The 24,717-nt window shown below is 59.7% G+C and carries 21 protein-coding genes and 5 pseudogenes; 7 read left to right on the forward strand and 19 right to left on the reverse strand.

What is annotated here, in order from left to right; all coding sequences use genetic code 11:
• Positions 1 to 12: 12 nt before the first annotated feature.
• Genes B6V76_RS08185 through hmgA form a run of 3 tightly spaced genes read right to left on the reverse strand, consistent with a single transcriptional unit; the run spans position 13 to position 3,571 of the window.
• Positions 13 to 963, reverse strand: coding sequence for an MBL fold metallo-hydrolase (locus tag B6V76_RS08185; RefSeq protein ID WP_088727145.1), 951 nt, complete (start codon positions 961 to 963; stop codon positions 13 to 15).
• Positions 964 to 974: 11 nt separating this feature from the next.
• Complete coding sequence (gene fahA, locus B6V76_RS08190; RefSeq protein ID WP_088727146.1) at positions 975 to 2,213, reverse strand: fumarylacetoacetase; 1,239 nt, start codon at positions 2,211 to 2,213, stop codon at positions 975 to 977.
• On the reverse strand, positions 2,210 to 3,571 hold the full coding sequence (gene hmgA, locus B6V76_RS08195) for a homogentisate 1,2-dioxygenase (RefSeq protein ID WP_088719250.1): 1,362 nt from the start codon (positions 3,569 to 3,571) through the stop codon (positions 2,210 to 2,212). The genes fahA and hmgA overlap by 4 nt, the downstream gene beginning before the upstream one ends.
• 259 nt (positions 3,572 to 3,830) lie before the next feature.
• Between hmgA and B6V76_RS08200 the strand changes: the two genes are divergently transcribed.
• Together B6V76_RS08200 and maiA are read left to right on the forward strand one after the other, a co-directional pair.
• Complete coding sequence (locus B6V76_RS08200) at positions 3,831 to 4,307, forward strand: MarR family winged helix-turn-helix transcriptional regulator (protein WP_088722076.1); 477 nt, start codon at positions 3,831 to 3,833, stop codon at positions 4,305 to 4,307.
• The gene (gene maiA, locus B6V76_RS08205; protein ID WP_088727147.1) at positions 4,304 to 4,921 is read left to right on the forward strand and encodes a maleylacetoacetate isomerase; all 618 of its coding nucleotides are present in this window, start codon (positions 4,304 to 4,306) and stop codon (positions 4,919 to 4,921) included. Before B6V76_RS08200 ends, maiA begins: the two co-directional genes overlap by 4 nt.
• Positions 4,922 to 5,115: 194 nt before the next feature.
• Here maiA and B6V76_RS08210 read toward each other — a convergent pair whose 3' ends face one another.
• The 4 genes from B6V76_RS08210 to B6V76_RS08225 all read right to left on the reverse strand — a co-directional run bounded on the left by B6V76_RS08210 (position 5,116) and on the right by B6V76_RS08225 (position 9,709).
• Complete coding sequence (locus B6V76_RS08210) at positions 5,116 to 6,552, reverse strand: TrkH family potassium uptake protein (RefSeq protein WP_075777552.1); 1,437 nt, start codon at positions 6,550 to 6,552, stop codon at positions 5,116 to 5,118.
• A gap of 8 nt (positions 6,553 to 6,560) precedes the next feature.
• Positions 6,561 to 7,895: a TrkH family potassium uptake protein gene (locus B6V76_RS08215; RefSeq protein ID WP_088727148.1), complete on the reverse strand. Its 1,335-nt coding sequence runs from the start codon at positions 7,893 to 7,895 to the stop codon at positions 6,561 to 6,563.
• Positions 7,896 to 7,898: 3 nt separating this feature from the next.
• Entirely contained in the window at positions 7,899 to 8,594 is a 696-nt protein-coding gene (locus B6V76_RS08220) for a TrkA family potassium uptake protein (RefSeq protein WP_240496939.1), read from the reverse strand.
• A gap of 173 nt (positions 8,595 to 8,767) precedes the next feature.
• Positions 8,768 to 9,709 (reverse strand): DMT family transporter, encoded by a 942-nt coding sequence (locus B6V76_RS08225; RefSeq protein WP_240497826.1) that lies wholly within the window; start codon positions 9,707 to 9,709, stop codon positions 8,768 to 8,770.
• Positions 9,710 to 9,945: 236 nt separating this feature from the next.
• Here B6V76_RS08225 and B6V76_RS20060 point away from each other — a divergent pair.
• From B6V76_RS20060 to katG, 3 genes and pseudogenes are all read left to right on the forward strand, one after another.
• Positions 9,946 to 10,353 (forward strand): annotated as a pseudogene (locus B6V76_RS20060) (TIM barrel protein); the annotation flags it as partial.
• Positions 10,350 to 11,504 carry a Gfo/Idh/MocA family oxidoreductase gene (locus tag B6V76_RS08235; protein WP_088727150.1) on the forward strand — a complete coding sequence of 385 codons (1,155 nt, stop codon included), beginning with the start codon at positions 10,350 to 10,352 and terminating at the stop codon, positions 11,502 to 11,504. The pseudogene B6V76_RS20060 and the gene B6V76_RS08235, both read left to right, overlap by 4 nt.
• Before the next feature lie 433 nt (positions 11,505 to 11,937).
• A complete protein-coding gene (gene katG, locus B6V76_RS08240; RefSeq protein WP_088727151.1) occupies positions 11,938 to 14,112 on the forward strand; it encodes a catalase/peroxidase HPI in 2,175 nt (724 codons plus the stop codon).
• A gap of 322 nt (positions 14,113 to 14,434) precedes the next feature.
• Here the strand turns inward: katG and B6V76_RS08245 are convergent, their stop codons facing one another.
• The 10 genes and pseudogenes from B6V76_RS08245 to B6V76_RS08280 form a co-directional block, all read right to left on the reverse strand.
• Complete coding sequence (locus B6V76_RS08245) at positions 14,435 to 14,878, reverse strand: YtoQ family protein (RefSeq protein ID WP_088727152.1); 444 nt, start codon at positions 14,876 to 14,878, stop codon at positions 14,435 to 14,437.
• Between the two features lie 162 nt (positions 14,879 to 15,040).
• Positions 15,041 to 15,181: pseudogene (locus B6V76_RS20140) on the reverse strand (IS5/IS1182 family transposase); the annotation flags it as partial.
• Positions 15,182 to 15,282: 101 nt separating this feature from the next.
• A pseudogene (locus B6V76_RS08250) lies at positions 15,283 to 15,687 on the reverse strand (integrase core domain-containing protein); the annotation flags it as partial.
• 141 nt (positions 15,688 to 15,828) lie between these two features.
• The gene (locus B6V76_RS08255) at positions 15,829 to 16,179 is read right to left on the reverse strand and encodes a glycosyltransferase family 61 protein (protein WP_088727153.1); all 351 of its coding nucleotides are present in this window, start codon (positions 16,177 to 16,179) and stop codon (positions 15,829 to 15,831) included.
• A gap of 12 nt (positions 16,180 to 16,191) precedes the next feature.
• Positions 16,192 to 16,494, reverse strand: coding sequence for a hypothetical protein (locus tag B6V76_RS08260; protein ID WP_088727154.1), 303 nt, complete (start codon positions 16,492 to 16,494; stop codon positions 16,192 to 16,194).
• Between the two features lie 191 nt (positions 16,495 to 16,685).
• A complete protein-coding gene (locus tag B6V76_RS19660) occupies positions 16,686 to 16,931 on the reverse strand; it encodes a hypothetical protein (protein ID WP_141104900.1) in 246 nt (81 codons plus the stop codon).
• A gap of 114 nt (positions 16,932 to 17,045) precedes the next feature.
• Complete coding sequence (locus B6V76_RS08265) at positions 17,046 to 17,978, reverse strand: glycosyltransferase (protein WP_166504567.1); 933 nt, start codon at positions 17,976 to 17,978, stop codon at positions 17,046 to 17,048.
• 525 nt (positions 17,979 to 18,503) lie between these two features.
• Positions 18,504 to 18,659, reverse strand: a pseudogene (locus B6V76_RS19665) (IS1380 family transposase); the annotation flags it as partial.
• A 67-nt stretch (positions 18,660 to 18,726) separates the two neighbouring features.
• Entirely contained in the window at positions 18,727 to 19,680 is a 954-nt protein-coding gene (locus tag B6V76_RS19670) for a hypothetical protein (RefSeq protein ID WP_141104901.1), read from the reverse strand.
• 1,013 nt (positions 19,681 to 20,693) lie between these two features.
• A complete protein-coding gene (locus B6V76_RS08280; RefSeq protein WP_088727158.1) occupies positions 20,694 to 20,909 on the reverse strand; it encodes a hypothetical protein in 216 nt (71 codons plus the stop codon).
• Positions 20,910 to 21,146: 237 nt separating this feature from the next.
• Here B6V76_RS08280 and B6V76_RS19675 point away from each other — a divergent pair, with 237 nt between their 5' ends.
• Both B6V76_RS19675 and B6V76_RS19680 read left to right on the forward strand, forming a co-directional pair.
• Complete coding sequence (locus B6V76_RS19675; RefSeq protein WP_141104902.1) at positions 21,147 to 21,941, forward strand: hypothetical protein; 795 nt, start codon at positions 21,147 to 21,149, stop codon at positions 21,939 to 21,941.
• A 76-nt stretch (positions 21,942 to 22,017) separates the two neighbouring features.
• Positions 22,018 to 22,716: a hypothetical protein gene (locus B6V76_RS19680; RefSeq protein ID WP_141104903.1), complete on the forward strand. Its 699-nt coding sequence runs from the start codon at positions 22,018 to 22,020 to the stop codon at positions 22,714 to 22,716.
• 534 nt (positions 22,717 to 23,250) lie between these two features.
• On the opposite strand, the gene B6V76_RS08285 is transcribed toward B6V76_RS19680, so the two are convergent.
• Both B6V76_RS08285 and B6V76_RS08290 read right to left on the reverse strand, forming a co-directional pair.
• Positions 23,251 to 24,353, reverse strand: a protein-coding gene (locus B6V76_RS08285; protein WP_088727159.1) for an IS3 family transposase whose coding sequence is annotated in 2 segments (ribosomal slippage) — positions 23,251 to 24,092 and positions 24,092 to 24,353 — 1,104 coding nt in all. Because the reading frame shifts where the segments join, the coding sequence is not laid out codon by codon here.
• An 85-nt stretch (positions 24,354 to 24,438) separates the two neighbouring features.
• A pseudogene (locus B6V76_RS08290) lies at positions 24,439 to 24,636 on the reverse strand (transposase); the annotation flags it as partial.
• Between the last annotated feature and the right edge of the window lie 81 nt (positions 24,637 to 24,717).

Here is a 24,717-nt window from a genome sequence, read left to right on the forward strand (position 1 = left end):
TGCCGGCGCGCCTCAGCCCTGAAGCGCGTCCCACATCTCGCGGTCGCGCTCTGCCGTCCAGACACGCGGGGTGTCGATCCCGCGGGCCTCGTCATAGGCGCGCGCCACGTTGAACGGCAGGCAATGTTCGTAGATCGCGTAATCGGCGAATTTCGGATCGCAGGCTTCGCGCACCGCGTCCCACGCCTCTTTCAGGGTGCCGCCACGGGCAACGACGCGTTCCACCGGCTTGAAGGTGGAGCGGACGAAATCGGCGGTGTTCTCCAGCGCTTCGGTGACCATCTTTTCGCCCACCAGCGCATCGCCACGACCCGGCGCGATCGCGCGCGGCTCGAAGGCTGCGATATTGGCCAGCGTCTCGGGCCAGTCGCCGAAATGACCGTCGCCGCAATAGCAGGCCGAGTGGTATTCCACGATATCGCCGGTGAACATCACCTCATGATCGGGCACCCAGATCACTGCATCGCCTGCGGTATGAGCGCGGCCCAGATGCATGATGTCGACGCGGCGATTGCCGAGGTAAACCGTCATCTGGTCGCTGAAGGTCGTGGTCGGCCAGGTCAGACCGGGGATTTCCTCATGGCCCTGGAACAGGCGCGGGAAGCGGCCGAATTCGCTGTCCCAGTCCTCCTGCCCACGTTCTGCGACCTGCGCGCGGGTGGTGTCGGACATGATGATCTCGCGCGCGCCATAGGCGCTGGCGCCCAGCACGCGAACCGCGTGGTAGTGCGTCAGCACCAGGTGGCTGATCGGCTTGTCGGTTACCGAGCGGACGCATTCGATCACCTTGCGCGCAAGACGCGGGGTGGCCTGCGCCTCGACGATCATCACGCTGTCGTCGCCGATGATGACGCCGGTGTTCGGGTCGCCCTCCGCGGTGAAGGCGTAGAGGCCCTCGCCCACTTCCGTGAAGCTGATCTTCTTCTCTTCCATGTCGCCTTGCGACGCGAATGCCTTGGCCATCAGATGCCTCCTTATTCCTTAGCCCAGTCGGGCAGAGCGCGCGCAGGGAGCACCTGCCCCGTGCAATCTCCGAACCCGATGCGGTATCCCTTGCCCTGCGCAGCACCGCGCAGGGTCAGCGTGTCGCCATCCTCGATGAAGCTGCGGGTCGTGCCATCGGGAAGCTCCAGCGGCTCCTTGCCCGACCAGCTCAGTTCGAGCAGCGAGCCCCGGCTGTCTTTTTCGGTGCCCGAGATCGTGCCCGAGCCCAACAGATCGCCCGCGCGCATCGGACAGCCCGAGGTCGTGTGATGGGCCAGCTGCTGCGCGGCGGAGTAGTAGAGCATCGAGGTATTGGTGCGCGAAATCACCGCCTCCTCGCCGCCCTCCGGGCGCAGCGTGACTTCCAGCTTGATATCGTAATTCATCGGCCCCGGCTCGCGCAGATAGGGCAGCAATTCGCGCTCACGCTCGGGCGTGTTGACGCGGAACGGCTCCAGCGCCGCTTTCGTCACGATCCAGGGGCTGATCGTCGTCGCCGTCGCCTTGGACTGGAACGGGCCGAGAGGCACGTATTCCCACGCCTGGATGTCGCGCGCTGACCAGTCATTGAGCAGCACGTAGCCGAAGATCATCTCATCGGCCTGACTGACCGAGATCATACCCTCGGAGGGCTGGCCGACGATGGCGCCGAATTCCAGTTCGATGTCGAAACGCGCCGAAGGGGCGAAACGCGGCAGCTCCTCGTTCGGGCCTTTGACCTGCCCGTTGGGACGGATGACCGGCGTGCCGGAAACGACCACCGACGAGGCCCGGCCGTTATAGCCGATCGGGATCGACAGCCAGTTCGCGGGCAACGCGTTTTCGGGGCCACGGAAGATCGTGCCGACATTGGTCGCGTGGTTCTTGCCGGCGTAGAAATCGGTGTATTCGGTCACGCGGAACGGCATCAGCATTTTCGCCCCGGCTTGCGACACCAGATGCGGCTCGACCGCGGACTTGTGCCCTTCGTCGGAGAGAAGCTCGGTCAGACGCGCGCGCAGCTTGGCCCAGATCTCCGGGCCCGCCTCCATGACGCGGTTCCACGCGGGCTCGGCGAACAGATCTGCCGAAAGCCCGTGATCCACCTTGGCGACGTCGAGGATCATATCCCCGATGGCGACGCCCATCCGCGCCCCATTGCCGTCGTCGAAGACGCCGTAGGGCAGGTTCTGGATCGGGAAGTCGGTGTCGCCCTGAGCGGACGCCACCCAGCTGGTCTGGTCGGTCATTTGGTCCCCGGTTTTCCGTCGAATTTCTTCTCGATGCTGTCCCAGCAATCGATGTAATCGTCCTGCAACGGCGCCTCCTTCGCGGCGAATTCGGTGAGGTGCTGCGGGAAGCGCGTCTCGAACATGAACTGCATCGTGTTGCCTTGGAACGCGGGCTCCATCGGCTCGTTCGAGGCATGCTCGAAGGCGTTACGGTCAGGGCCGTGCGGCAGCATCATGTTGTGCAGGCTGGTCCCGCCCGGCATGAAGCCTTGCGGCTTGGCGTCGTAGATGCCGTAGATGTTGCCCATCAGTTCGGACATGATGTTCTTGTGATACCACGGCGGGCGGAACGTGTGCTCGGCCACCATCCAGCGCTCGCGGAACAGCACGAAATCGATGTTCGCAGTGCCTTCCTGACCCGAAGGCGCGGTGAGCACGGTGAAGATCGACGGATCGGGGTGATCGAACAGGATCGCGCCGACCGGGCTGTAGGTGCGCAGATCGTATTTATAGGCGCAATAATTGCCGTGCCACGCCACCACGTCGAGCGGGCTGTGGTCGATGAACGTCTCGTGGAACTGGCCGCACCACTTGATGACGACCCGGCTTTTCGCGTCGCGATCCTCGAAAGCCGCGACGGGGCATTTGAAGTCGCGCGGATTGGCGAGGCAGTTTGCACCGATCGGGCCACGGCCCGGAAGATCGAACTTCTGGCCGTAATTTTCGCAGACGAAGCCCCGCGCCGGCCCTTCGAGCACTTCGACCCGATAGACCAGACCGCGCGGCAGGATGGCGATCTCCTTGGGCTCGAGGTCGATAATCCCGAGCTCCGTGCAGAAGCGCAGCCGCCCCTCTTGCGGCACGACGAGCAACTCGCTGTCGGCCGAGAAGAAATACTCGTCCTCCATCGACTGCGTCACGAGATAGATATGGCTCGCCATGCCGACCTGCGTGTTCACGTCGCCCGCGGTGGTCATCGTGCGCATGCCGGTGACCCAGGTCAGCGGCTCATCGGAATGGGGCACCGGGTTCCAACGATACTGGCCAAGCGAGATCACGTCCGGATCGACATTCGGCGCGGATTTCCAATAGGGCACGTCGATCTTGGTGAAGCGACCGACATGCTTGACCGAGGGCCGGATCCGATAGCACCAGGTCCGCTCGTTCTGGCCGCGCGGCGCGGTGAAGGCGGTGCCGGAAAGCTGCTCGGCATAAAGGCCGTATTCGCATTTCTGCGGGCTGTTCTGGCCCTGCGGCAGCGCACCCGGCAGCGCCTCGGTTTCGAAATCATTGCCGAAACCCGGCATGTAGCCTTCATGCGGCCCCGACGTGCCGGTTGCCCGCACCATGCCGCTCGGCAGAGCTTGCTCGGTCATGAGATCCTCCACTCCCTGTTCGCCGGCCTCTTGCAAAAATGCCGGCGTCGAACTCCGCCCAAGTTTCGTTTCATTCGCAACGAAGTCAAGGATTTTATTGCATTCGCAACGAAGAGCGAGGGAGACTTGGTGAAAAATCAATTATTTACTGATGGTTACACATCCAGATTTCCGGACGGCGCACGATTTTCGTTGCAATCGCAACGTATTTCGTGCTCATTCGTTGCAGTCGCAACAACTTGAAGTCGCATCGAATCCCATGACCGTTGAACAAAAAGTTCGTGAAACCGCTGATGAAGAGATCCCCCTCCCGGGGTTCGATCTCGAGCGTTTCCTGCCCTATTTGGTCGCGGAGCTCTCGGTGAAGCTGAGCCAGGAACTGGCGGCGGGCTATCGCGACGCCGGGCTGACGATGCCGCAATGGCGGGTGATGGTGCATCTTTCCCATGCGGGCCGGGTCTCGGTGCGCGATATAGAACGACGCACCTCGCTGGAGCGCCCAAAGGTCAGCCGCGCGGCGAGCCACCTCGAGGCGAAAGGTCTGGTCGAGAAACGGGCCGACGACGTGGACGCCCGGCTAGTCGCGCTGAGTCTGACCCGCGAGGGACGACGACTGATGGCAGAGCTGTTGCCGCGCGCGATCGCCTATCAGCGGCAGCTGGAGGCGGTGCTCGGATCCGATCTCGCCGGCTTGCAGCGCGCAATGGACAAACTGCTGGGGACGCCGATCGAATGACACGACTTCATGATTACTGGCGGTCTTCGGCAAGCTACCGTGTCCGTATCGCGCTCGCGCTCGCCGGGATTGAGTGGCAGGCCGCTCCGGTCGATCTGACGACCGGCGCACAGCGCGATCCCGACTATCTCGCCGTCAATCCGCAGGGGCTCGTGCCGACGCTTGAGATCGATGGCGATCGGTTTACCCAATCCCTTGCGATCGTCGAATATCTCAACGAGACCCGCGCGCTCGGCCTGCTGCCCGAAGCTCCGGCCGACCGCGCCCATGTCCGCGCTCTCGCCCAGGCTATCGCGGTCGATATCCATCCGGTTTGCAATCTGCGCGTCGCGAAACACGCCGTGGCGGCCTCAAACTGTGCGATCACGATGGAAAGCTGGATGCAGACCTTCATCGCCCCCGGCCTCGCCGCGGTCGAGCAAATGATATCGGGCGAGCGATTCTGCTGGCGCGACCAGCTGACGCTCGCGGATCTGTGCCTCGTGCCACAGATCTACAATGCGCGGCGCTGGGGGATCGACCTTGCGCCGATGCCGAATATCTCGCGGATCGCCGCGCATCTCGAGACGCTTCCGGCCTTCGCCGCCGCGCGACCGACGCCCCCCGCGGGCTGATGCTTCGGGAGAGGCGGTCCCCGGTTTCAGCACCTATGTGACGTTCATCTAACTTTCGGAAGCCGCCAGAGCACCCCCGCGTGCTTGGCTGGCGACGTCGCGGGCACACCTCGATCGCCCGAACGCCCGGCTCCTTGAACAAGTGCGGCGAGCTTCTCAGCTTTGCTCAGAGTGACGGATGCCCCCCTTGGAGATCACGCCCGTTCCCCCAAAACCGCGATCTCACGCCAAAATTCGGGCTTGAAGAGCACCAAAACGGTGAGAATTTCCAGACGTCCGAGATACATCCCGAAGGTCAAAATTATCTTCACGGGATCGCTGAGAGAGGAGAAATTACCAGCCGGACCGATGATTGGTCCGACCCCTGGTCCGACATTTGCCAAAGCCGTCAAAGCTCCGCTGGTCGCCGTCGCAAAGTCGAGACCGAAAAAGCCCAGAAGCGTGGTGAGCCCTAGGAAAGTCGCCATATAGATAACGAAAAAGGCGATAACGCCCGCGAGGACGTCATTCTCAATCACGCGCCCTTCGTATTTTATGGAGACAACCCGACGCGGTAATCTAATCACTTTCATCTGTGCGCGCGCCGCCTTGGAAAATACGATCCAACGCATCGCCTTGGCGCCACCCGCGGTCGATCCGGTGCAGCCCCCTACTGCAGAGAGAATGAAAAAGGCAACAACCGCGAACGGCCCCCAGACAGTGTAGTCGGTCGTGGCGTAGCCTGTGGTCGTCACGACAGAGACGACGTTGAAGGCGACCATGCGAAGAGCGGTCAGCGGCGGCGTTCCACTTGTCCAGACGAGCCAAACCGTCAGCCCGATGATGACGACCCCCAAGGTGAGCAGCATGGCTTCGACCTGCTCGCTTCGAACCGTCCGCCGATAGATGCCGCGGATATACCATGCGAACGGAAAGGCCCCAAGCAGCATGAAAAGCGTCGCAGTCCATTGCAGGAATGGGCTGTCGAAATGGCCGAAGGACGCGTCATAGCCCGAATATCCACCGGTCGACAACGTGGTCATGGCGTGGGTCACCGCGTCGAAGAAGTTCATGCCACCAGCAAGGTAGGCAAGCGTACAAAGCCCGATGAGAGCTACATAAATCTGCAGCGTCACTGAGGCGAACTTCGCAGTGTTGCTCAGTTCTTTGTCTCCTTTGTCCGAGCTCTCGGTGCGGAAGAGCTGCATGCCGCCGACCTTCAGGATCGGCAACAAGGCGATGCCGGTGACGATGAACCCGACGCCACCGACAGCCTGAAGCAGCGCTCGCCACATGATGATGCCGCGCGGTGTGGTATCGAGACCGCTCATCACCGTAGAGCCCGTCGTCGTAATCCCCGACATCGCCTCGAACAGAGCATCCACGGGAGTGAGCGACCACATTGCGAGCGGAACGGCGCCGGCAATTGCGGCGGTAAGCCAAACCGACGACGTGAGCAGGAAAGCGTGAAGCCGCCCCAAACCGAGAAAGGACGAGCGGGAGGCGACGCTGATCGTCGCCCCCAAAGCGCCCACCAGTGCGCCGGAGAGCGCAAAAACCTTGGCTGTATCCGAAAAAAGAAGCGCATCGAGGCCCATCAAGGCGGCGAAGAAAACCAGTGTAAGACCGTTGATGAAAGATACGAAATTCATGATTGGTCCTAGCCGAGATACACCGTTCCGGCCGGATAGCCGATCCGTCGGGGCCGCCGTGTGGCAAGCAGGAAACCGAGGGTGAGAGGACCTACGCGGCCCACGAACATCACCGCCATGATGATAGCGCGTCCGGCGCCATCAAAATCGCCAGTGATGCCACGCGACAAGCCGACGGTGCCGAAGGCAGAGGTGGTCTCGAAGGCAAGATCGAGAAAATCGCCTTCATGGCAGAGCAGCAGTGCGAAGAGCGCGCAAAGGATCAGCAGAACGCTGATAATCGAGAGGGCGAGAACTTTCATGACCTGATCGAGACCGAGCTCGCGCCCGAAGACCTGGATACTCGAACGCTGCCGGAAGAAGGCGACCGTGGCGAGCAGCAGGACGATGAAGGTCGTGACTTTTATGCCGCCGCCGGTCGACGTGCTGCCCGCGCCGATGACCATCAGCGTCATGAACATGAGCGAAGTGCCGTCTGTGAGATTGCCGATCTCGACGGTGTTGAAGCCCGCCGTTCTCGTCGTGGCTCCCTGGAACCAACTGGCCCAGAGCCGATCGGACCACGAGAGGCTCCCCAGCGTGCCCGGATTTGTCCATTCCATAATCCCGAATGCCAGTGCGGACCAAATGAGCAACGCTATCGTGCCGACAAGCATCAGCTTGGAGTGCAACGAAAAGCGATGCCAACGTCTTACCCGCCAGATATCGGAGGCGACCGTGAAGCCGAGGCCGCCAAGTATGTAAAGCGCTGGAATGGTAAGATTGATGATCGGGTTTCCAACCCATTTGCTCAAACTGTCCGGAAAAAGCGCAAATCCAGCGTTGTTAAAAGCGGAGACCGAGTGGAAGAGCGCTTGCCAGAGCCCCTCGCCCCACCCTGCCTCAGGCACGAAAACCGATGCGAGGAGCGCGGCGCCAACGAATTCGCAAATGAAAACGACCTTGAGGATCATCCGGGTCAGTGCCAGCAAATCCGTCGCGGACGTCTGATTCAGGTCCTCTCTCAGATAGAGCCGATGGGTGAACCCCACTGGCAGCCCGAACATCGACAGGATCAGCACGGCAAAAGTCATCAGCCCGAGACCGCCGAGCTGGATCAGCAGCATCACCACGGCCTGACCAAACAGAGTGAAGGCGCTTCCGGTATCGACAACCGCCAGACCGGTCACGGTTACGGCGGACGTGGCAGTAAAGGCCGCATCAGACCACGTGATCGGGGTGGTCGTCGCAAAGGGCAGCTTCAGCGCAGCGCAGCCAAGCACGATGAGTCCAGCATAAATGAGGATCAGGACAAGAGGTGGTGCGAGATGCGGAGCCTGACGCTTGGAATAAATGCGCGCCATCGGTCATTTACCGTCACGCAAGTCGTCTCCGAAATGCCGCAGATCGGACCGCTTGCCGAGCAGCAGAAGCTTGTCACCTTCACGCAGCGTGAGCTCGTCACTATCGCAAGACAGATACTGGTTCTCGCGCATGGCACCGAGGGCCCTGAGGTTGTATTTCTCGAGAATTGCGGCGCTGCCGACGACTTTGCCATCGAGCTTCGCCGGAACGTTCAGGTCGACCACGTGATAACCGTTCCCGAGGCTCACATAGTCCCGCACCAAGGGATTGTGGAGCATCTGCGCGATGTGCTGACCGACTTCCTGCTCTGGCAGGATCACACGATCCGCACCCAACTTGGTAAGAATGCGGTGATGCGTGCGATTGAGTGCCTTGACCCAGATCGTCTCGACACCGAGCATTTTGACGTTCATCGTGCAAAGCACATTGGCCTCGAGGTCTTCACCAATCGCAACGACAGCGACGTCGTAATTACCGACTCCCGCCTCACGCAACGCCGCCTCGTCCTTGCCATCGGCGATTATGGCCTCTGTCAGGGTTTCTGCGAGCCTCGTAACATTTCGCCCTTCGATGTCGATCCCCAGGACAGGATTGCCGAAGCGGGCGAGTTCGCTCGCCACAGTGCTTCCAAACGTCCCAAGGCCGATTACGGCGAAGCTACGGGTTTTCAACGGTTCTGCCTTTCGGCTGTTGCGGATAACGGCAGCAAAACGCCATACCACCCCCGAATGCAAGCCTTCGGGCAAGGCCATCTCCCCCTGATGGAAGCCACTTCCGTGGGATAATGGCGAGCCATTGGATGAATGTGATGCGCCAGCAAGGAGGAGATAGCCGTCTCCGAATTCTTGGCGCGGAGAAAGACGCCGCCGCCTCAGGAGCGCGCGCGAAATTCCTTTTCGTCAGGCCCGTCCTGCACCCTTTCGCGATGGAAGACATAGATTCCGGATGCCAGGATGATCCCGGTGCCGAGGAACGTGAGCGCGTCGGGAATGTCGCCGAAGACCAGAAACCCGAGGACTGTCGCACCAACGATCTCGAGATACTGGAACGGGGCCAGCAGGCTCGCCTCGACGCGAGAGAACGCAAAAGTGATCATCAGGAACGTCACTGTCGACAGCGCCCCGGCGGCGAGCACCGCATAGCCCGTCCAACCGGGCAAGAGAGGCAGCTCCGGAGCGAGCCCGCTGAGTTGGCGGAGTATCTCGATAAACAGCAGGAGGCCCGCGGCGCAGAGCGAGGCGCCCAATTGGAAGCTCAGGGGGGATTGCCCGCCACGCGCCTTGCGAAGGACGATCATGTTGAGCGCATAGCACAGGGCGGCCAGCAGCGGCAGCAACGCGACCGGACCGAACACAGCAAAGTTCGGCCGGATCACGATCAGCGCGCCGACGAGCCCGACCCCGACGGCAGCGAAGCGACGCGGGCCCGGAACCTCCCCAAGGAACGGCCCGGCAAGCAAGGTGAGAAGCAGCGGCTCGACGAAGAAGATCGCGATCGCCGTGGCGATGGGCATGACCTCGAAAGCGGTGATGAGCGAATAGAGCACGGTCACGATCAGCCCGGCCGAGATGAGGGACGCCCCCGAGAGGATCGGACCCGCGAGGTGACGACGCATGACCCACGCAACCGGCAGGAAGAACGCGGCCTGTGCCAATGAGCGCAGCAAGGTGACCTCGAAAGGCGCAATGACCGTGGTGAGCAATTTCGAGATCGCGTCCCCCACCGGCAGGAGCGCCATTGCGAGCGCCATCGACGCCATTCCGATACGCTTGTGCTCGAAGGTGGCGGTGCTGGGAGTTGCGGATAATGCCATGATGCCTCCTCGGCGCCGTCCGAGGTATCGGTAGGCGCGCGCGACAGGTCCGGGCGTTCAGGACAAAAACGGGATCGGGGCGAGACGCCATCTCGCCCTTCGATCGTTGGTATTGCCGGGGCCTCGCCCGGTCAACCTTTTCCGGCGCGCCAACCACGCCGACCCGCGATCCGCCAAGACAAAATCGACGAAAGCTTCCCGGCTTTTTTTTCACACCACATCTGCCCGTCCAGCCCACGGAGGAAGTATTTGCTGAGGAAGTCGGTAAGGGGCAAGCGCGCCGCCACAACCGTATCCGGGCCTTCCATTTCAGGGATGCGGAATTCGTATCCTCGGGGCGCCAAGGCATCTACGGCGGCTACCAGTCCTGGGTGGACCGCGCCGGACGGTTCCGGTCGCTTGGCGACGGGCAGGTGGATTTCCGGCGCATCTTCTCGCAGATGGCGGCGCATGACTTCGACGGCTGGGCCGTGCTTGAATGGGAATGCGCGCTCAAGCATCCTGAGGACGGCGCGCGCGAAGGGGCGGAGTTCATCGCCCGCCACATCATCCGCGTGACCGATCACGCATTCGACGACTTCGCAGGCGCGGGCACCGACGAAGGCGCCAATCGGCGTATTCTCGGGCTGGAGGGCAAGACATGAGCGAGACGAACGGACATCGCAAACTGCGCCTCGGCATGGTCGGCGGCGGCGAGGGAGCCTTCATCGGGGGCGTTCACCGCATCGCGGCGCGGCTCGACGACCGGTTCGAGCTGGTCGCGGGGGCGCTTGCTTCCGAGGCCGCGCGCGCGCATCGCTCTGCTGCGGCGCTGGGGCTGGACCCCGCGCGCAGCTACGCGGATTTCGAAGTGATGGCGCGAGAAGAAGCGGCGCGGCCCGACGGGATCGAGGCGGTGTCGATCGTAACCCCCAACCATATGCATGCGCCCGTCGCAACCGCCTTCCTGCGCGCGGGCATCCACGTGATCTGCGACAAGCCCATGACGCGCACGCTCGAGGAGGCGGAGGCATTGGCCGAAGAGGTGCGCGCCTCAAACGCGCTCTTTGTGCTTACACATAACTACACCGGCTACGCGATGGTGCGACAGGCCCGCGCTATGGTGGAAGCCGGACAGCTCGGGCGCATCCGGGTCGTTCAGGTCGAGTATCCGCAGGACTGGCTCACCGAACCGGTGGATACGGATGGCACGAAACAGGCGGTCTGGAGGACAGATCCCGCGCGCGCGGGTGCAGCGGGTTCGCTCGGTGATATCGGCACCCACGCAATGAACCTCGCGAGCTTCGTGTCGGGGCTCGAGCCGCGCGAAGTCTGCGCCGAGCTCACCAGTTTCGTGGCCGGACGCGCGGTCGATGACGACGTGCAGATGTTGATCCGTTATGAGAGCGGGGCGAAGGGCATGCTCTGGGCCAGCCAGGTCTCCCCTGGCAATGAGAATGGGCTGAAACTGCGTGTTTACGGCGAGACCTCGGGGCTTGAATGGCTGCAAACCGCGCCCGATAGCTTACGCGTCTCCCCCTTCGGAGAGCCCCCGTATCTGCTGTCCCGGGGCGGGCCGGGGCTCACGCCCGAGGTGGCCGAGATGGGCCGTGTTCCGGCTGGCCATCCGGAAGGGTTCCTCGAGGCTTTCGGCAATATCTATAGCGCCGCAGCTGACGCGATTCTGGCCCACGAGCGCGGCGAACCCAGACCGCTTGGATTGCTGCCTGGCGTGGCGGATGGCCTAGCCGGGATGCGCTTCATCTCGGCGGCCTTGCGATCCTCGCAGGCGGGAGGCGTCTGGACCGCGCTCTGAGGCAAGCCCGGGACAAGGCCATCCGCGTCGCGACGGCTGCGCTCTGCCTCGAGCTTTCCTCTCGCCACGACTGTCATCCGAAAAGAGGAGTCCGCAGGTTCGTCGGGAGAGATCACCGGGGCGGTTCCCTCGCATAGAAGCGTTCCGCAGGGCAGCCTTCCTTGGCAATCTCCAAACCAGGAAAGACCGAGAGCCTTACGGCGACGAGCGAAAAACGCCCTGAGAACTTCGGTTTCGCCACTACACCACGAAGCCATAACTCTAGGTTATGTCCATAATTATAATTTACAAATTTTTATTTATCATAACGCCTGCTATCACCATCATCTAAGATGTGAATTCACGTGCCCGGGCTCCGTTCGAGTAAACTGCGGCACGTCAGACCTCGACCGGTCTGTTCGATCAACCCCGTGCTCAGCAGGAGGAAGCACAGATGGATGGAAACGAAGTGAACACAGGCGGCAAGTGCCCGGTGATGCATGGCGGAAATACCGAGCTTGGCTCGAACGTGATGAATTGGTGGCCGCAGGCGCTCAATCTCGACATCCTGCACCAGCATGACACCAAGACGGACCCGCTGGGGCGCAGCTTCGACTATGCCGAAGAGGTCGAGAAGCTCGACTATGAGGCGCTGAAAGCCGATCTGCATGCGCTGCTGACCGAAAGCCAGGAGTGGTGGCCGGCTGACTGGGGCCATTACGGCGGGCTGATGATCCGTCTCGCCTGGCACTCGGCGGGCTCCTATCGTCTCGCCGATGGCCGCGGCGGCGCAGGCACCGGCAATATCCGCTTCGCACCGCTCAACTCGTGGCCCGACAATGCGAGCCTCGACAAGGCCCGTCGACTGCTCTGGCCGCTCAAGAAGAAATACGGCAACCGGCTCAGCTGGGCGGACCTGATCATCCTTGCTGGCACCGTCGCTTATGAAAGCATGGGGCTGAAGACTTTCGGCTTCGGCTTTGGTCGCGAGGACATCTGGCATCCCGAGAAGGACACCTACTGGGGCGCCGAGAAGGAATGGCTCGCGCCGTCGGACGAACGCTACGCCAATGTCGACAAGCCCGACACGATGGAAAACCCGCTCGCCGCCGTGCAAATGGGCCTGATCTACGTGAATCCCGAGGGCGTCAACGGCCAGCCCGACCCGATGAAGACCGCGGCGCAAGTCCGTGAGACCTTCGCGCGCATGGCGATGAATGACGAGGAAACCGCCGCGCTGACGGCGGGCGGCCACACCGTCGGCAAATGCCACGGCAATGGTGACGCGTCGGCCCTCGGCGCGGAGCCGGAAGCGGCCGATGTCGATCAGCAGGGCCTCGGCTGGTTCAACCCGAACCTCAAAGGGCAAGCGAGCAACGCGATCACCGGCGGGCCGGAAGGCGCGTGGACGACGAACCCGCTCGAATTCGACATGGGCTATTTCGAGATGCTCTTCGGTCACGAATGGGAAGTCACCCAGAGCCCCGCTGGCGCGAAACAGTGGAAGCCGGTGGACATCGCCGAAGAAGACATGCCGCGGGACCCGTCGGACCCGACCAAGCGCCGGATGCCGATGATGACCGACGCCGACATGGCGATGAAGGTCGACCCGATCTACAACGAGATCTGCCAGAAATTCATGGCCGACCCGGAGTATTTCAAGGACACCTTCGCCCGCGCCTGGTTCAAGCTGACCCACCGCGACATGGGCCCGAAGGTTCGCTACAAGGGTCCGTGGGTGCCGTCGGAAGATCTGGTCTGGCAGGACCCGGTCCCCGCCGGTTCGACCGATTGGGACGTCGAGGCTGTGAAGGCGAAGATCACGACCTCGGATCTGTCGGTGGCCGAACTGGTCGCGACCGCATGGGACAGCGCACGCACCTATCGCGGCTCGGACATGCGGGGCGGCGCCAATGGCGCGCGCATCCGTCTGGCTCCGCAGAAAGACTGGGAAGGCAACGAGCCTGCGCGTCTGCAGAAGGTGCTCTCGGTGCTCGAACCGATCGCGGCGGAAGCAGGTGCCTCGGTGGCGGACGTGATCGTGCTCGCGGGCAATGTCGGCGTCGAGAAGGCGATCAAGGCGGCTGGTCACGACATCGCAGTGCCCTTCGCACCGGGTCGCGGCGACGCGACCGACGAGATGACCGATGCCGACAGCTTCGACGTGCTCGAACCGCTCGCCGACGGCTTCCGCAACTGGCTCAAGCAGGACTACGTCGTCTCGCCCGAGGAGATGCTTCTGGATCGTGCCCAGCTGATGGGGCTGACCGCGCCTGAAATGACCGTCCTGATCGGCGGCATGCGGGCGATCGGCACCAACCATGGCGGCACCAAGCACGGCGTCTTCACCGACCGCGAAGGCCAGCTGACGACCGACTTCTTCGTCAACCTGACCGATATGGGCTATAGCTGGCATCCGGTGGGCGACGGGTCCTACGAGATCCGCGACCGCAAGACCGGCGCGGTGAAATGGACCGCAAGTCGCGTCGATCTGGTCTTCGGCTCGAACGCGATCCTGCGCGCCTATGCCGAGGTCTACGCTCAGGACGACGCGAGCGAAAAGTTCGTGGAAGACTTCGTAGCCGCCTGGACGAAGGTGATGAACGCCGATCGCTTCGATCTGGCCTGATCGCCTGGCTTGAGAAAATTCGCGCCCCTCGCAGGACTGCCTGCGGGGGGCGTTTTTGTTTGGGGGATCAGCGAGACTCCGGTCCCAGCTCAGACCGACGCCCGGGGCGACCAGCCCCGGGCAGCGCCCGACCTCCCCCCGGGAGGGCGCTTCTGCAGCGGCACTGCGCGCTCAACAGTTGGTCGGATGTGGCCTAATAAAGCGCAAACCACCCATCTAGTGCTAGCGCCCACCCGAGGTCGGGCGCCGCCCTCATCTCAAATTCGCTCGCGCTGCCCGGGCCGCTGACACAGCTGTCCCGGGCGGCGCGATGTGTCCAGCCTTACAGCGCCGCCGTCGTCACATAGCGCAGGGCGCGGGCCACCTGTTCGGGCGTGCGCGCGACCGCATTGGCCGCAGCATCTACCTCCTTGAGCGCATGGTCATGCTCGGGCGGCTGAAGCACGATGATCGGTTTGCCGAGCCCCGCCGCATAGCCCGCGTCGAAGGCCGCATTCCACTGCTTGTATTTCTCGCCGAAACAGACGACGAGCACGTCGCAGCGCTCGATCCCGGTGCGGATCCGGATCGCGTTGAGCGACGCGCCCTTGCGGTCATGCCAGAACTTGTCCTCTTCGGCGCCGAAGATCTCGACCCCGCAATCATCCGAAGCGCCGTGATCGGTGACAGGCCCCGACCATTCGATATCCAACCCCTCGCAGGCCGACTTCACCGCCTCGCGCCAATCGGTATGAATTTCGCCCGCCAGATAGACATTCAGTTTCATCGCATCCTCTTTTCGCTGCCGCGTGGGCCCTGCTTCGAACCGCTTCGCATTCGGCCGGAATCTTCGAGGATCGGGACCAGCTTGGCAACCTACGCGGTTTTTCGGGAGACGGGGCCACAGCGCTTTCAAGACTCTTTCTCTGGTAGCATCAGGGTCTTTCGGCCAACGCAACCCATTGCTATTGATAGAAATTGTGCAATTCAGAACTCGCTCTTCATCGACGCGCGGTCGACCATGGCTCTTCAGAAAGAAGGGCCGGAACCGCGCCATCCGCTCATCGCCCAGCGAGAAAAGATTGCTAATGACCTGCCGCCCCTTGGGTCCCTCGATCATAACGAGAGTCTGCAGGTTTGTTGCTGCTCCCCAAGGTTGGATCACCGGAAGCTGGAATTTCCCGGCTCTGATCACGATGGCGGGCTGGCTGCGCCATCGGGAAAATGCATGGCGATCGGGACGTTGTATCCGATCGCGCTGTGAGGTCGGTCCTCGTTGTAGTGTCGACGCCAATCCTCCAGCTTTTCGCGGGCGTCGGCAAGGCTTATGAACCAGTGGGCATTCAGGCACTCCGCCCTGAGCTTGCTGTTGAACGCCTCGATGAACCCGTTGTCGGTGGGTTTGCCGGGCCGCGAGAAGTCCAGAATGACGTCGTTGGCATAGGCCCAGAGATCGAGGTCGCGGGAGATGAACTCGCTGCCGTTGTCGACCCGGATCGTCCTGGGATAGCCGGTGCGGGCACAGACGCGTTCCAGGGTCTGGACGACGTCCTCTCCGCGGTAGGCGAAGCGGGGATCGGTCGCCGGACTGAACCTCAAATGGGCGTCGATTGGGGATCAAGATTGCGTGCCGATTGACAATCAGACACATCGACACAACTGTCGCACCGCGGCTTCGAATGCCTGAAGGTCAACTCGATAGGAAGCGCCGTAGGCGTCAAAGGTCGACCGAAGCGGTTAGTTCGACGTGACATACAGATAGGACAGATCGACGCCAACGGCATGGGCAAGGCTACTGTAGGCGCAAAACCCCGCGCATTCTTGGTCCAGCCACGTCAAGGCCCGCGCACTTTCGGCACAGAACAGCATGTTGGCAAAGGCCGCGCCCGACGGTCCGATGATCGCCTCAGCGCCGCGGAACAGCGCCACCTGCGTCGCAAAATCCATCGTCTCGGGATAGACCGCTTCGAACCCGTAGCGCGCGGCTATCTGCGCAACTTCGTCCTGATTGTAGGTGCGGCGGTTGTTGCTGCGCGCCAGCAGGATGCGCCTGGGCAGGCCGCTGGGACCATCCGGGACACGCGACACAAGGGCATCCCGTTAGGCCAGCAACAACGCAACGTTCTGGGCATAGTCCTCAAGCACGGGCCACCGGCCTTCGACCAGGTTCATCGGGCCCTGGACGATCTCGTCCATCACCAAGAGATCGTCCAGGGCCACCGCCTTGTGTGGCACCGCCAGAACCTTGCGTCCCTCGGCCAAAAGGGCGAGGCTTTTGCCGAAAACCGGGATGTCGGCGTGGCCTGCGGGAACCAGAAGGGGGTAATCCGCATAGTCACTTGGCAAATCCCGCGCAAGATAGGCCGCCGGAAGAATTTCGATCAGCCAGTGATACCAGTTCATGGACCCGTTTCCCAACAGGCGGATGCCCCGCTTGATATGCTCTAGTTTGTTCCGATACTAGATCGCGCCTTTTCCGTGCGCGTGGTGTCTGAGAAACGCGCCGTCCGAAATGACCCTGTCGCTCCGGCTCATGTAATACTCTGGCACGGCCAACCGGTTCTTCACTAGGACCGCGCTGGCCAGAGGATGGGTCACGGCGCGTTGCATCTGCCATGCGTTGATCGCGGGATAGTCGCCCACCTGTTCAGGGATGGTTGCGTCACGGTCTTTGGGCTAACGACCGAGCTTTGCCCTGTTCCAAGGATTTGCCGTGCCGCGACGCAGGCCTCGGCATAAGAAACCAGCGGCACATCGATCCGGCGCTGGCGCCCCTCGCGCAGCCGCACTAGCAGCTTGTCTTTTTTCTTGCGGTATTTCCGCACAATCCAGGTCGCCATCTCTTCTCCATATGCATTGGCCCGGCAGGATCCGGGCAGAAACGAAAAGACGTGGAAGAAAACCGGTCAGACCAAAGCGGCAGGGCAGGTCGGAAGGTCTTCTCCGCGCTATCGTCAGACCCGCTTGCGGAAATGCCGGTTGAGTTCTGACGCGGCCGTGCGAAGGAAACGCCTAGGCTTTACCAGAGCTTTGCGAAAGGCAGCACCCGCGTCACTAACCCCACAGAAAAACAGGCGCGTTTCGACATCAAAAAGTTCGTCCTGAATGTCCTGCATCACGGGATGGTCGCGAGAAAGCCCATAGGTCGTTGCATCCGCCCGCCGCGCCAAAAGCACATTTCGCCAGACCATCAGGTTTTTCAGGCGACGGGCGCGATAATCGAGCGCACCCAAGGATCGGGCCTGAAACGACGCACCCGTCCCCACCCGGTATCGCACCAGCGGTTCTTCCACGAGAGATATCCGCCCTTCAAGTGCGGCCCTGAACCCTAGAATCAGATCTTCGTACGCCACCTCTTCGGGCAAGGGACCATATTTTGTAAAGAGATCACGCCGCCATGCTGCGGTGGCGCCGATGAAAAGCCCCTGCGACCGGGCGATTTTTCGTAAGTCATCAGTAACATAAAGCGTCGCGTCCGAGTGGATGGGCGGAATCTCTTCATTATCCAGACCAATGCAATCGGCATAGGAATGCACAAGAAGGGCGTCATCATCGATAAGACGTTCTACCAACTTCCTCGCCCTGTCCGGCCGAAACCGGTCGTCCCCGGCAAATGGAATGATTATGTCATCTTGAGACATGTCGAGAAGGACGCCAATGTGTTTGTTCAACCCAAGGTTCTCTGGCGTCCGATTGACGATGACCTTATGAGGACCTTCGTATCGCTTGGCTTCTTCTTGGATAATCAAGAAAGAATTGTCCGTCGAGCAATCGTCGGACAGGTAAATCTCAAGATCTTCATAGTCTTGCGCAAGTGCGTCACGAACGGCAGCACGTACGAATCGCTCTTGATTGAAGCAGACGAAAAGAATGGTCGCCCGCGTCAAACCGGTGTCTTTCTTGATCTGAAACGACTCCGAACAGCGCTTCGAAACAGATTGAACTTACTGCGTATAAACCGACGGGCTGCCCCGCGATGCCAGAACTTGTCCACGTTCCCACCGTCGCCACCCAATGTCAGTTTTCTGCTGCCGAATTGATCGGGAAACTGGCCTTGCCCACGAAGATACAATGGGGGTCTGACTTCAACATCAAATATCTCCGAAAGTTCAGACATCGGCGGTAGCATAAATATCTATACTCTATTGATCTTTCATCCGACATTCCCTAAGTGGCCGGCTATCTGACGTCAAGACCGCCTGATTTACCCCGCTGGACAAGCGTTTTTCGCCCTGAGCGGCGTCCGCAGTCGCGCAAGCTGCTGGAACAGGGCGGATCGGTCCGGGAAGCCGCTGTGTCGTGGCCCAGGGGCGGTGTTTTTCAGTGCAGCGGTCAAATCTGTCCTGCCGCTTTCGTTTCGCTTCTTCGTAGATCGCGGTCATGCGCATAACGGTGGCGCGGAGTGTTGTTATCGCCAGATAGGACAGCCCGAGCGCGTCATCAAGCTCGCCCATCACCAGCAACCCGTCATCCGAATTGAACTGCGTGCTGCGATATTCCAGCCACATGTGAGGGTCGTAATCGACCCAATGTGCCCGCTGCAAGCCCGCCCCCTCTGGGCGATCCATGAAACGCGTCCCTCGCCGCCACCATTCATATAAAAAATATTAAGACTAGGATAGTGAAATCAGCAGACTACTTGGGAAATGTGAGTTTGGTATTCCCGTTGCTGCGCAAGTACTTTTTCACCCCTCGGATTCCGTCGGACTTCATTAGCGCACTCAATCTAGAAGCATGCATGCCATATCTAGTGGGGTCCCTCAAAACAAAATATACTCCAGCCAAAAGCGCACGCCGCTTAAAAGACATTGAAGGCGGTGGTGCACTGATGACAATATTCAGCATTTGCTTTTCTCTACCAATGGCTGCATTAAAAAGAGCAGCACGCACAGGGTCAAGAGATCCCGAATGGCTCCTCCAATCACAAAGCTGCCGCCGGATTATACCGTTAAGAGAAACAAAGTAATCGACCTTGATTGTTTTGGTGAGGTAATCTTTGAAAGTCTGTGACTCTACAGCTTGATCGAAGCTCTTTTGGTCCCCGCCACTTAGATGAAAGCATGTCAGTTCAGGCACGGCTATCACCGCGCGGCCACCTCTTAATACTTCAAGGCACAAAACAATATCATAGAGTTGGAACCCCTTCCACTTGGGGACTTCAATTCTTTTTTCTCGCATTGCCTTGGTGTTTAGAAGCATCATGTTGCCATCGATCGTGACGCAAGGAACGTCACCCCCCCGCACATTCGGGCCTCCGTGCGGATCCTCCAAAAAACGAACTATATTTTCGACATCCGACCCGAACTTAAAGGCTGCTACGCCAGCATTTCCTGCGACAGCCCAATTCGGCCATTCCTCGTTAAGTCTCGTAATTAAATCTTGGATGGTTGACGAGAAATTGATAGGCAAGACAACGTCATCGTGAAGCAGAAGACAATATTCGTATTTTGGGTTGGCAATTTCTGCGTTGATTGCGTCAAAGTAGGAGCTGCAGCCAATTATAAAATCAGCGAAATCTCCATTTCTTTCGGCAAAAAGTGTGATCGCATCTTCACTTCTCGCCACGCAACGGATCGACAGCTTATGCATGATACACTCCCAGGCCACGAATTGTTACCATATTATGGGCGCTCCTCGAACGCTATGTCATACTTTTGAAAAATTGAACTAAAGTTAGCTTCAATATCAGCGACAACCTTCTCAAAAAGACGGAGTTCAAGCGTGGCTGCCAGTTTTCGCATTTACTTTGCCTCGGCATTTGTGCCTAAAAATTTTCGTGATATCAAAAGACAACTTCTCAAAGAATAGTACCTTTCGAGCGACATGCGATGGTCTTTGTAATGGTGAAGCACGGTGAAGTGCGCAATTGTACTGCGCGGAGCATGCAGGACACCACTATGTCCACTTGTCCACATACTCCAGCTTATATCTAAATGTGAACAGGCATGCAATTTTGGCTCTGAAACAAATTTGGTGCATCTCCTGCTTCATGATGCAGCGACCAGGCCGCGGGGGAATGAGGCGATCTCGCTGGTCGCTGCTTCAACGAGGCACTCCGTCAGGTCGCCCGCCGTGTCGTTCCGCACCATGGTGACGGACCGATTTGCGAGGAGATGGGTGGCCGCTAAGGCTGGCAGCGCGGCTTCGACTTGAGCAACGAGCACGGCGTCCGCCCTGGATCGGTGACTGCGTGCCGAGGTCATGAGTTGCGCGTTTCTGCGCGCGGGCGGGCATTTCCCGTTGCCGGCCAACATCGCGCTCTCTGCACGTCGCTGTCGCGTCGCCCATTCGCGGACGACCGAGGGCTGCCGCCGTAGCCCGAGGCGCGAAGCCGGCGCCAGAGCTCTGTGGCATTGCTACACCTGGCGGCCCAATCATCCTCGAGCCGAGGCAACCAGGGGGGGGGGGGGGGCGCTCCGCGAAGATTCTTGTCTGGCACGTGGCGGAGCGGCACCGAAAGTGCCGAGCAGACAGAACAAGTCTGACTTGCCGCCCGTCTGCCGGCAGGTCTGCAAGACGACGCTGGTAGTGACTACAAAGGCGTCGAGAAATCTCTCCGCATCTTGGGCAAGCGGCAGCTCCGCCCTTCGGGCGCACATGGATCAGCGCCCTATCGTCAACCAGCTCATCCGTTCCACCTTCAAACCTCCTGGCAGGAACGCCCGTCGATCCATTCCACATGCCATAGGCAACCTCCCGCGAAGATTGCCCGAATGTAGCGCAGCAAAGAACCAGCTGCACCAAATACTCGTCACACCCAAGATTGCGTGCCGATTGACAGTCTTGCCCAGATCAATGCCCAAAACCTTGATGTCCATCAGATGCTCCTCTCTCTACGTCTGCCCGCAACGATAGCAGCAGTTGGTGGAAAGGCAGTACTTCCGATTAGGTAAAGATCAGTGGATCAAGGGGTGTAAATGTATTAGAAAGGTCTCTACACTCTCGAACCACTGATTCATCGAGAATGCCGAGCCACAGCCAGATATGGATGCCGTACCATCCAAGTCGCATTCTTTAAGGTGGAATCCATGAAGAATACATTGGGTTAGTTTTTGATGAGAAAGTTAAACGAGCTTCGCCTTGGATCTCTGACCGTTCTTTCCAGCCATCCCGTTCTCGACCAATTCGCGCGAGACTTAGTCGCAGGGTTGAAAATTGAGAACGTCCCAAAGAGTAAGGTTACAGTTTATGTGGGGCTGCATCGAAAATTTGGCACCCACATTTTCCGGTCCGGTAAGCGTTTGGCTATCCAAACCGAACAGTATTTTGATGCTAACGGCAAAAAAATGTGGCGCCGAATGAAGCGCTGGCGAACACTGAAAGCTACATTGGTAAATCATCGTATTTTGGACCTGAGCCCTGCCAACAAGCCACATTATGATTTCCTTCCTTCCTTTCTTCGGCGCCGTGTCGATTTCGGCCCTTATATTTTTCCTTGCTCAAAACCAGATTTTAGACCCGGTGACAATGATGCGTTCTTATTCTTTGGAGAAATAAATTATCGACGTCGAGCGTTGTTATCTGATCGATTAGGTGTCCCCGTGAAGATCGTACCTCATGGAACTTTCGGCGAAGATTTACAGAGGATTATTGCACAGGCGGCTGGGATTTTGAATCTACATTATGTGGATGGCCGATATAGTGAGGCGCCGCGCCTTCTGTCTGCTTGCTTGGCTGGGAAGGCAGTAATGTCCGAGCCTCTCGGGGACGAAGTCGTTTTAGGTCGAGATTATATTGGTTTGGGGCAACGTCCTACGGTTGATGAGGCTCGTGCAGTGTACGATAGATTCTGGAAAAATTTTGCGGCAAACTATCGGTTTTCTTGCTTCTTACATAGTATCATGAAGTAAAACAGAATCGGAGCCGCAGTGTGCCCCGCCGCAGCACAGCTGTACTACAATTATCCCTTGAAAATAATGGTTTGTCATGTTGGATGAAAAAATCACACTCTGCCTCACCATCGGAAGGCGGCCCGACCTGCTGCAACGGACACTGGAAAGTATGGCACGCCTTCCGCGGCTTCCAGTTTTGGCGGTGAATGATTTCGGAGATGAAGAAACCAATGCGGTGTTTCGAGAAATGTGCCCGCATGGTCGCTTGATCGAGCCGGGGCGCCATCTCGGCCATCATGGCGCAGTGGACTTGATGTATTCTGAAGTCAAGACTCCGTACATTTTTCATGGTGAGGATGATTGGCTTTTCTCTCGCACGGATTTTCTGCAAGACGCGCTATCGCTTCTTCACTTAGATCCGCTTATTTCCGGCGTCTGCTTTCGAGCGACAAAGGACATTCCACTTTCGGATGCCGACCGTGCACTGGTGACGAGGGAGTTGCGAGGCGACATATCGATTGAACGAATGGAGGCGGTGCATGAGCAGTGGTATGGATTCAGCTTCAATCCACACTTGGCAAAAAAAAGTCTTTGGGAGGAGCTTGGTGGATTTTCGCAATTTAAGAAAGAACGGCACATATCACGTTTCTTACGTGCTGAGGGCCGCTATGTAGCCTTTCTTATTCCAGAAGCGTGCCGCCACATCGGGGATGGGCAGTCTAACACATCTGGGCAGGATTCTCTCTTCCGACGCTTTAAGAAATGGATGCGTGGGATCAAGCGAGCCGATTGAGGTTAGTATTTTTACACTGCCCCCTTCAACGAGCGATTTTCTTTCAGCCAACAATCGAATGATCTCGAACTGGCTTGATACAAGGTGCGGAGCTCACCTAATCCTCGGTGGCGCATAGGGGATATACGTCTTCGTCGTGCAAGTTTGCGCAGTCTTCACACACAAAAAAAGAAATTTCCGGCCAGAGCTCGTTAAGCGGTGTCTGAGCGGCATGTTGCCTGCGCCGGCGCGGCCTCAAGGTGGGAGTGCGTTTCGCAATGGCTGCTCAGGTTACGTTTCTCAGAGTAACCGCCCGATTGAGACCGCAGGTTACTTCTGGAGCATAGGGGCGACCAAGATGATCGCCATCCCGGTCAGGCAAGAGATTGCGCCGATGATATCTGACCTGCCACGGGTCTTTCATCCTGCCACAACCGGAGCCCGGTTGGTGTTTGATCCGCACCCCAGGGCTCTACCGCCCTTAGGCAGAGTTTCCCGGCTTTTGCTCCGCTCCCCAAGGTTGGATCACCGGAAGCTGGAATTTCCCGGCTCTGATCACGATGGCGGGCTGGCTGCGCCATCGGGAAAATGCATGGCGATCGGGACGTTGTATCCGATTGCGCTGTGAGGTCGGTCCTCGTTGTAGTGTCGACGCCAATCCTCCAGCTTTTCGCGGGCGTCGGCAAGGCTCATGAACCAGTGGGCGATCAGACACTCCGCCCTGAGCTTGCTGTTGAATGCCTCGATGAACCCGTTGTCGGTGGGTTTGCCAGGCCGCGAGAAGTCCAGAATGACGTCGTTGGCATAGGCCCAGAGATCGAGGTCGCGGGAGATGAACTCGCTGCCGTTGTCGACCCGGATCGTCCTGGGATAGCCGGTGCGGGCACAGACGCGTTCCAGGGTCTGGACGACGTCCTCGCCGCGGTAGGCGAAGCGGGGATCGGTCGCCGGACTAAACCTCGAATGGATGTCGACAATGGTCAGGATGCGGAGCTTCTTGCCCATGGCGAGTTGGTCGTGGACGAAATCCATCGCCCAGACATCGTTCGGGCCGACGGCTTCCTGACGGTCCTCGCGCAGCTTTGCCTTCACCCGCCGCTTGGGGCGCTTGTTGCGGAGCTGAAGCCCCAACTCGTTGTAAATCCTGCGGGTCTTCTTGATGTTCACCTGCCAACCCTCCCGGCGCAGCAGCACATGCACCCGTCGATAGCCGTAGCGAATACGGGTCTCGCAAATCTCCTTGATCCGTCGTTCGAGACCGGCCTGTCCGGTGCGGCGGGATTTGTAATGGTAGGTCGAGGTGTCGAACCGCAGAGCCCGGCAGGCCCGGCGGATCGACACGCCCCAATCGACCAACATCCCGTCAACCAGCTGTCGCTTCCGGACAGGCCTCAGAGCTTTCGGCGGATGACGTCCTGCAACATCTCGCGGTCGAGCGTCAGGTCGGCCACGATCTTCTTCAGCCGGGCATTCTCGTCCTCAAGCAGCTTCAGCCGCCGCATCTCGTCCGGCAGCAACCCACCGTATCGCTTCTTCCAGTTGAAGTAGGTCGCCTGGCTGATCCCGGCCTTGCGGCAGATCTCTGCGACCGGCGTGCCTTCCTCGCCCTGCTTCAGGATGAACGCCTTCTGCGCCTCCGTGAACTTCGATGCCTTCATGCGATTCCGCTCCTCTCCCAGCCAGGGAAAATTAGCCGAAAACTCCAGCTTCAAACGGTCCAGTTCTCAGGGGGCAGAGCACCTACGGATCCAGCCCGTTCATCTTGGCGGTTTCGATGAGGGTCATCGCTCTGGCCAGCGTCTCGCCACCGCTATCGGAGCCGGCGAAGAGCCAGTTTTTCCGTTCGATGCCGATCGGGCGCATGGCGCGCTCGGCGGCGTTATTGTCGAGGCCAACGCGGCCGTCTTCGAGGAAGAGCTCGAAGGAGAACCAACGGCTGAGACCGATCGGAAGGCCTTGGTAGGATCGCTCTTGCCCGGAATGCGCAGCAGCTGGGCCTCGGCCTTGAAGGCATCGATCATT

It is taken from the genome of Thioclava sp. IC9, from assembly GCF_002213225.1.
Taxonomy (GTDB): Bacteria; Pseudomonadota; Alphaproteobacteria; order Rhodobacterales; family Rhodobacteraceae; genus Thioclava; species Thioclava nitratireducens.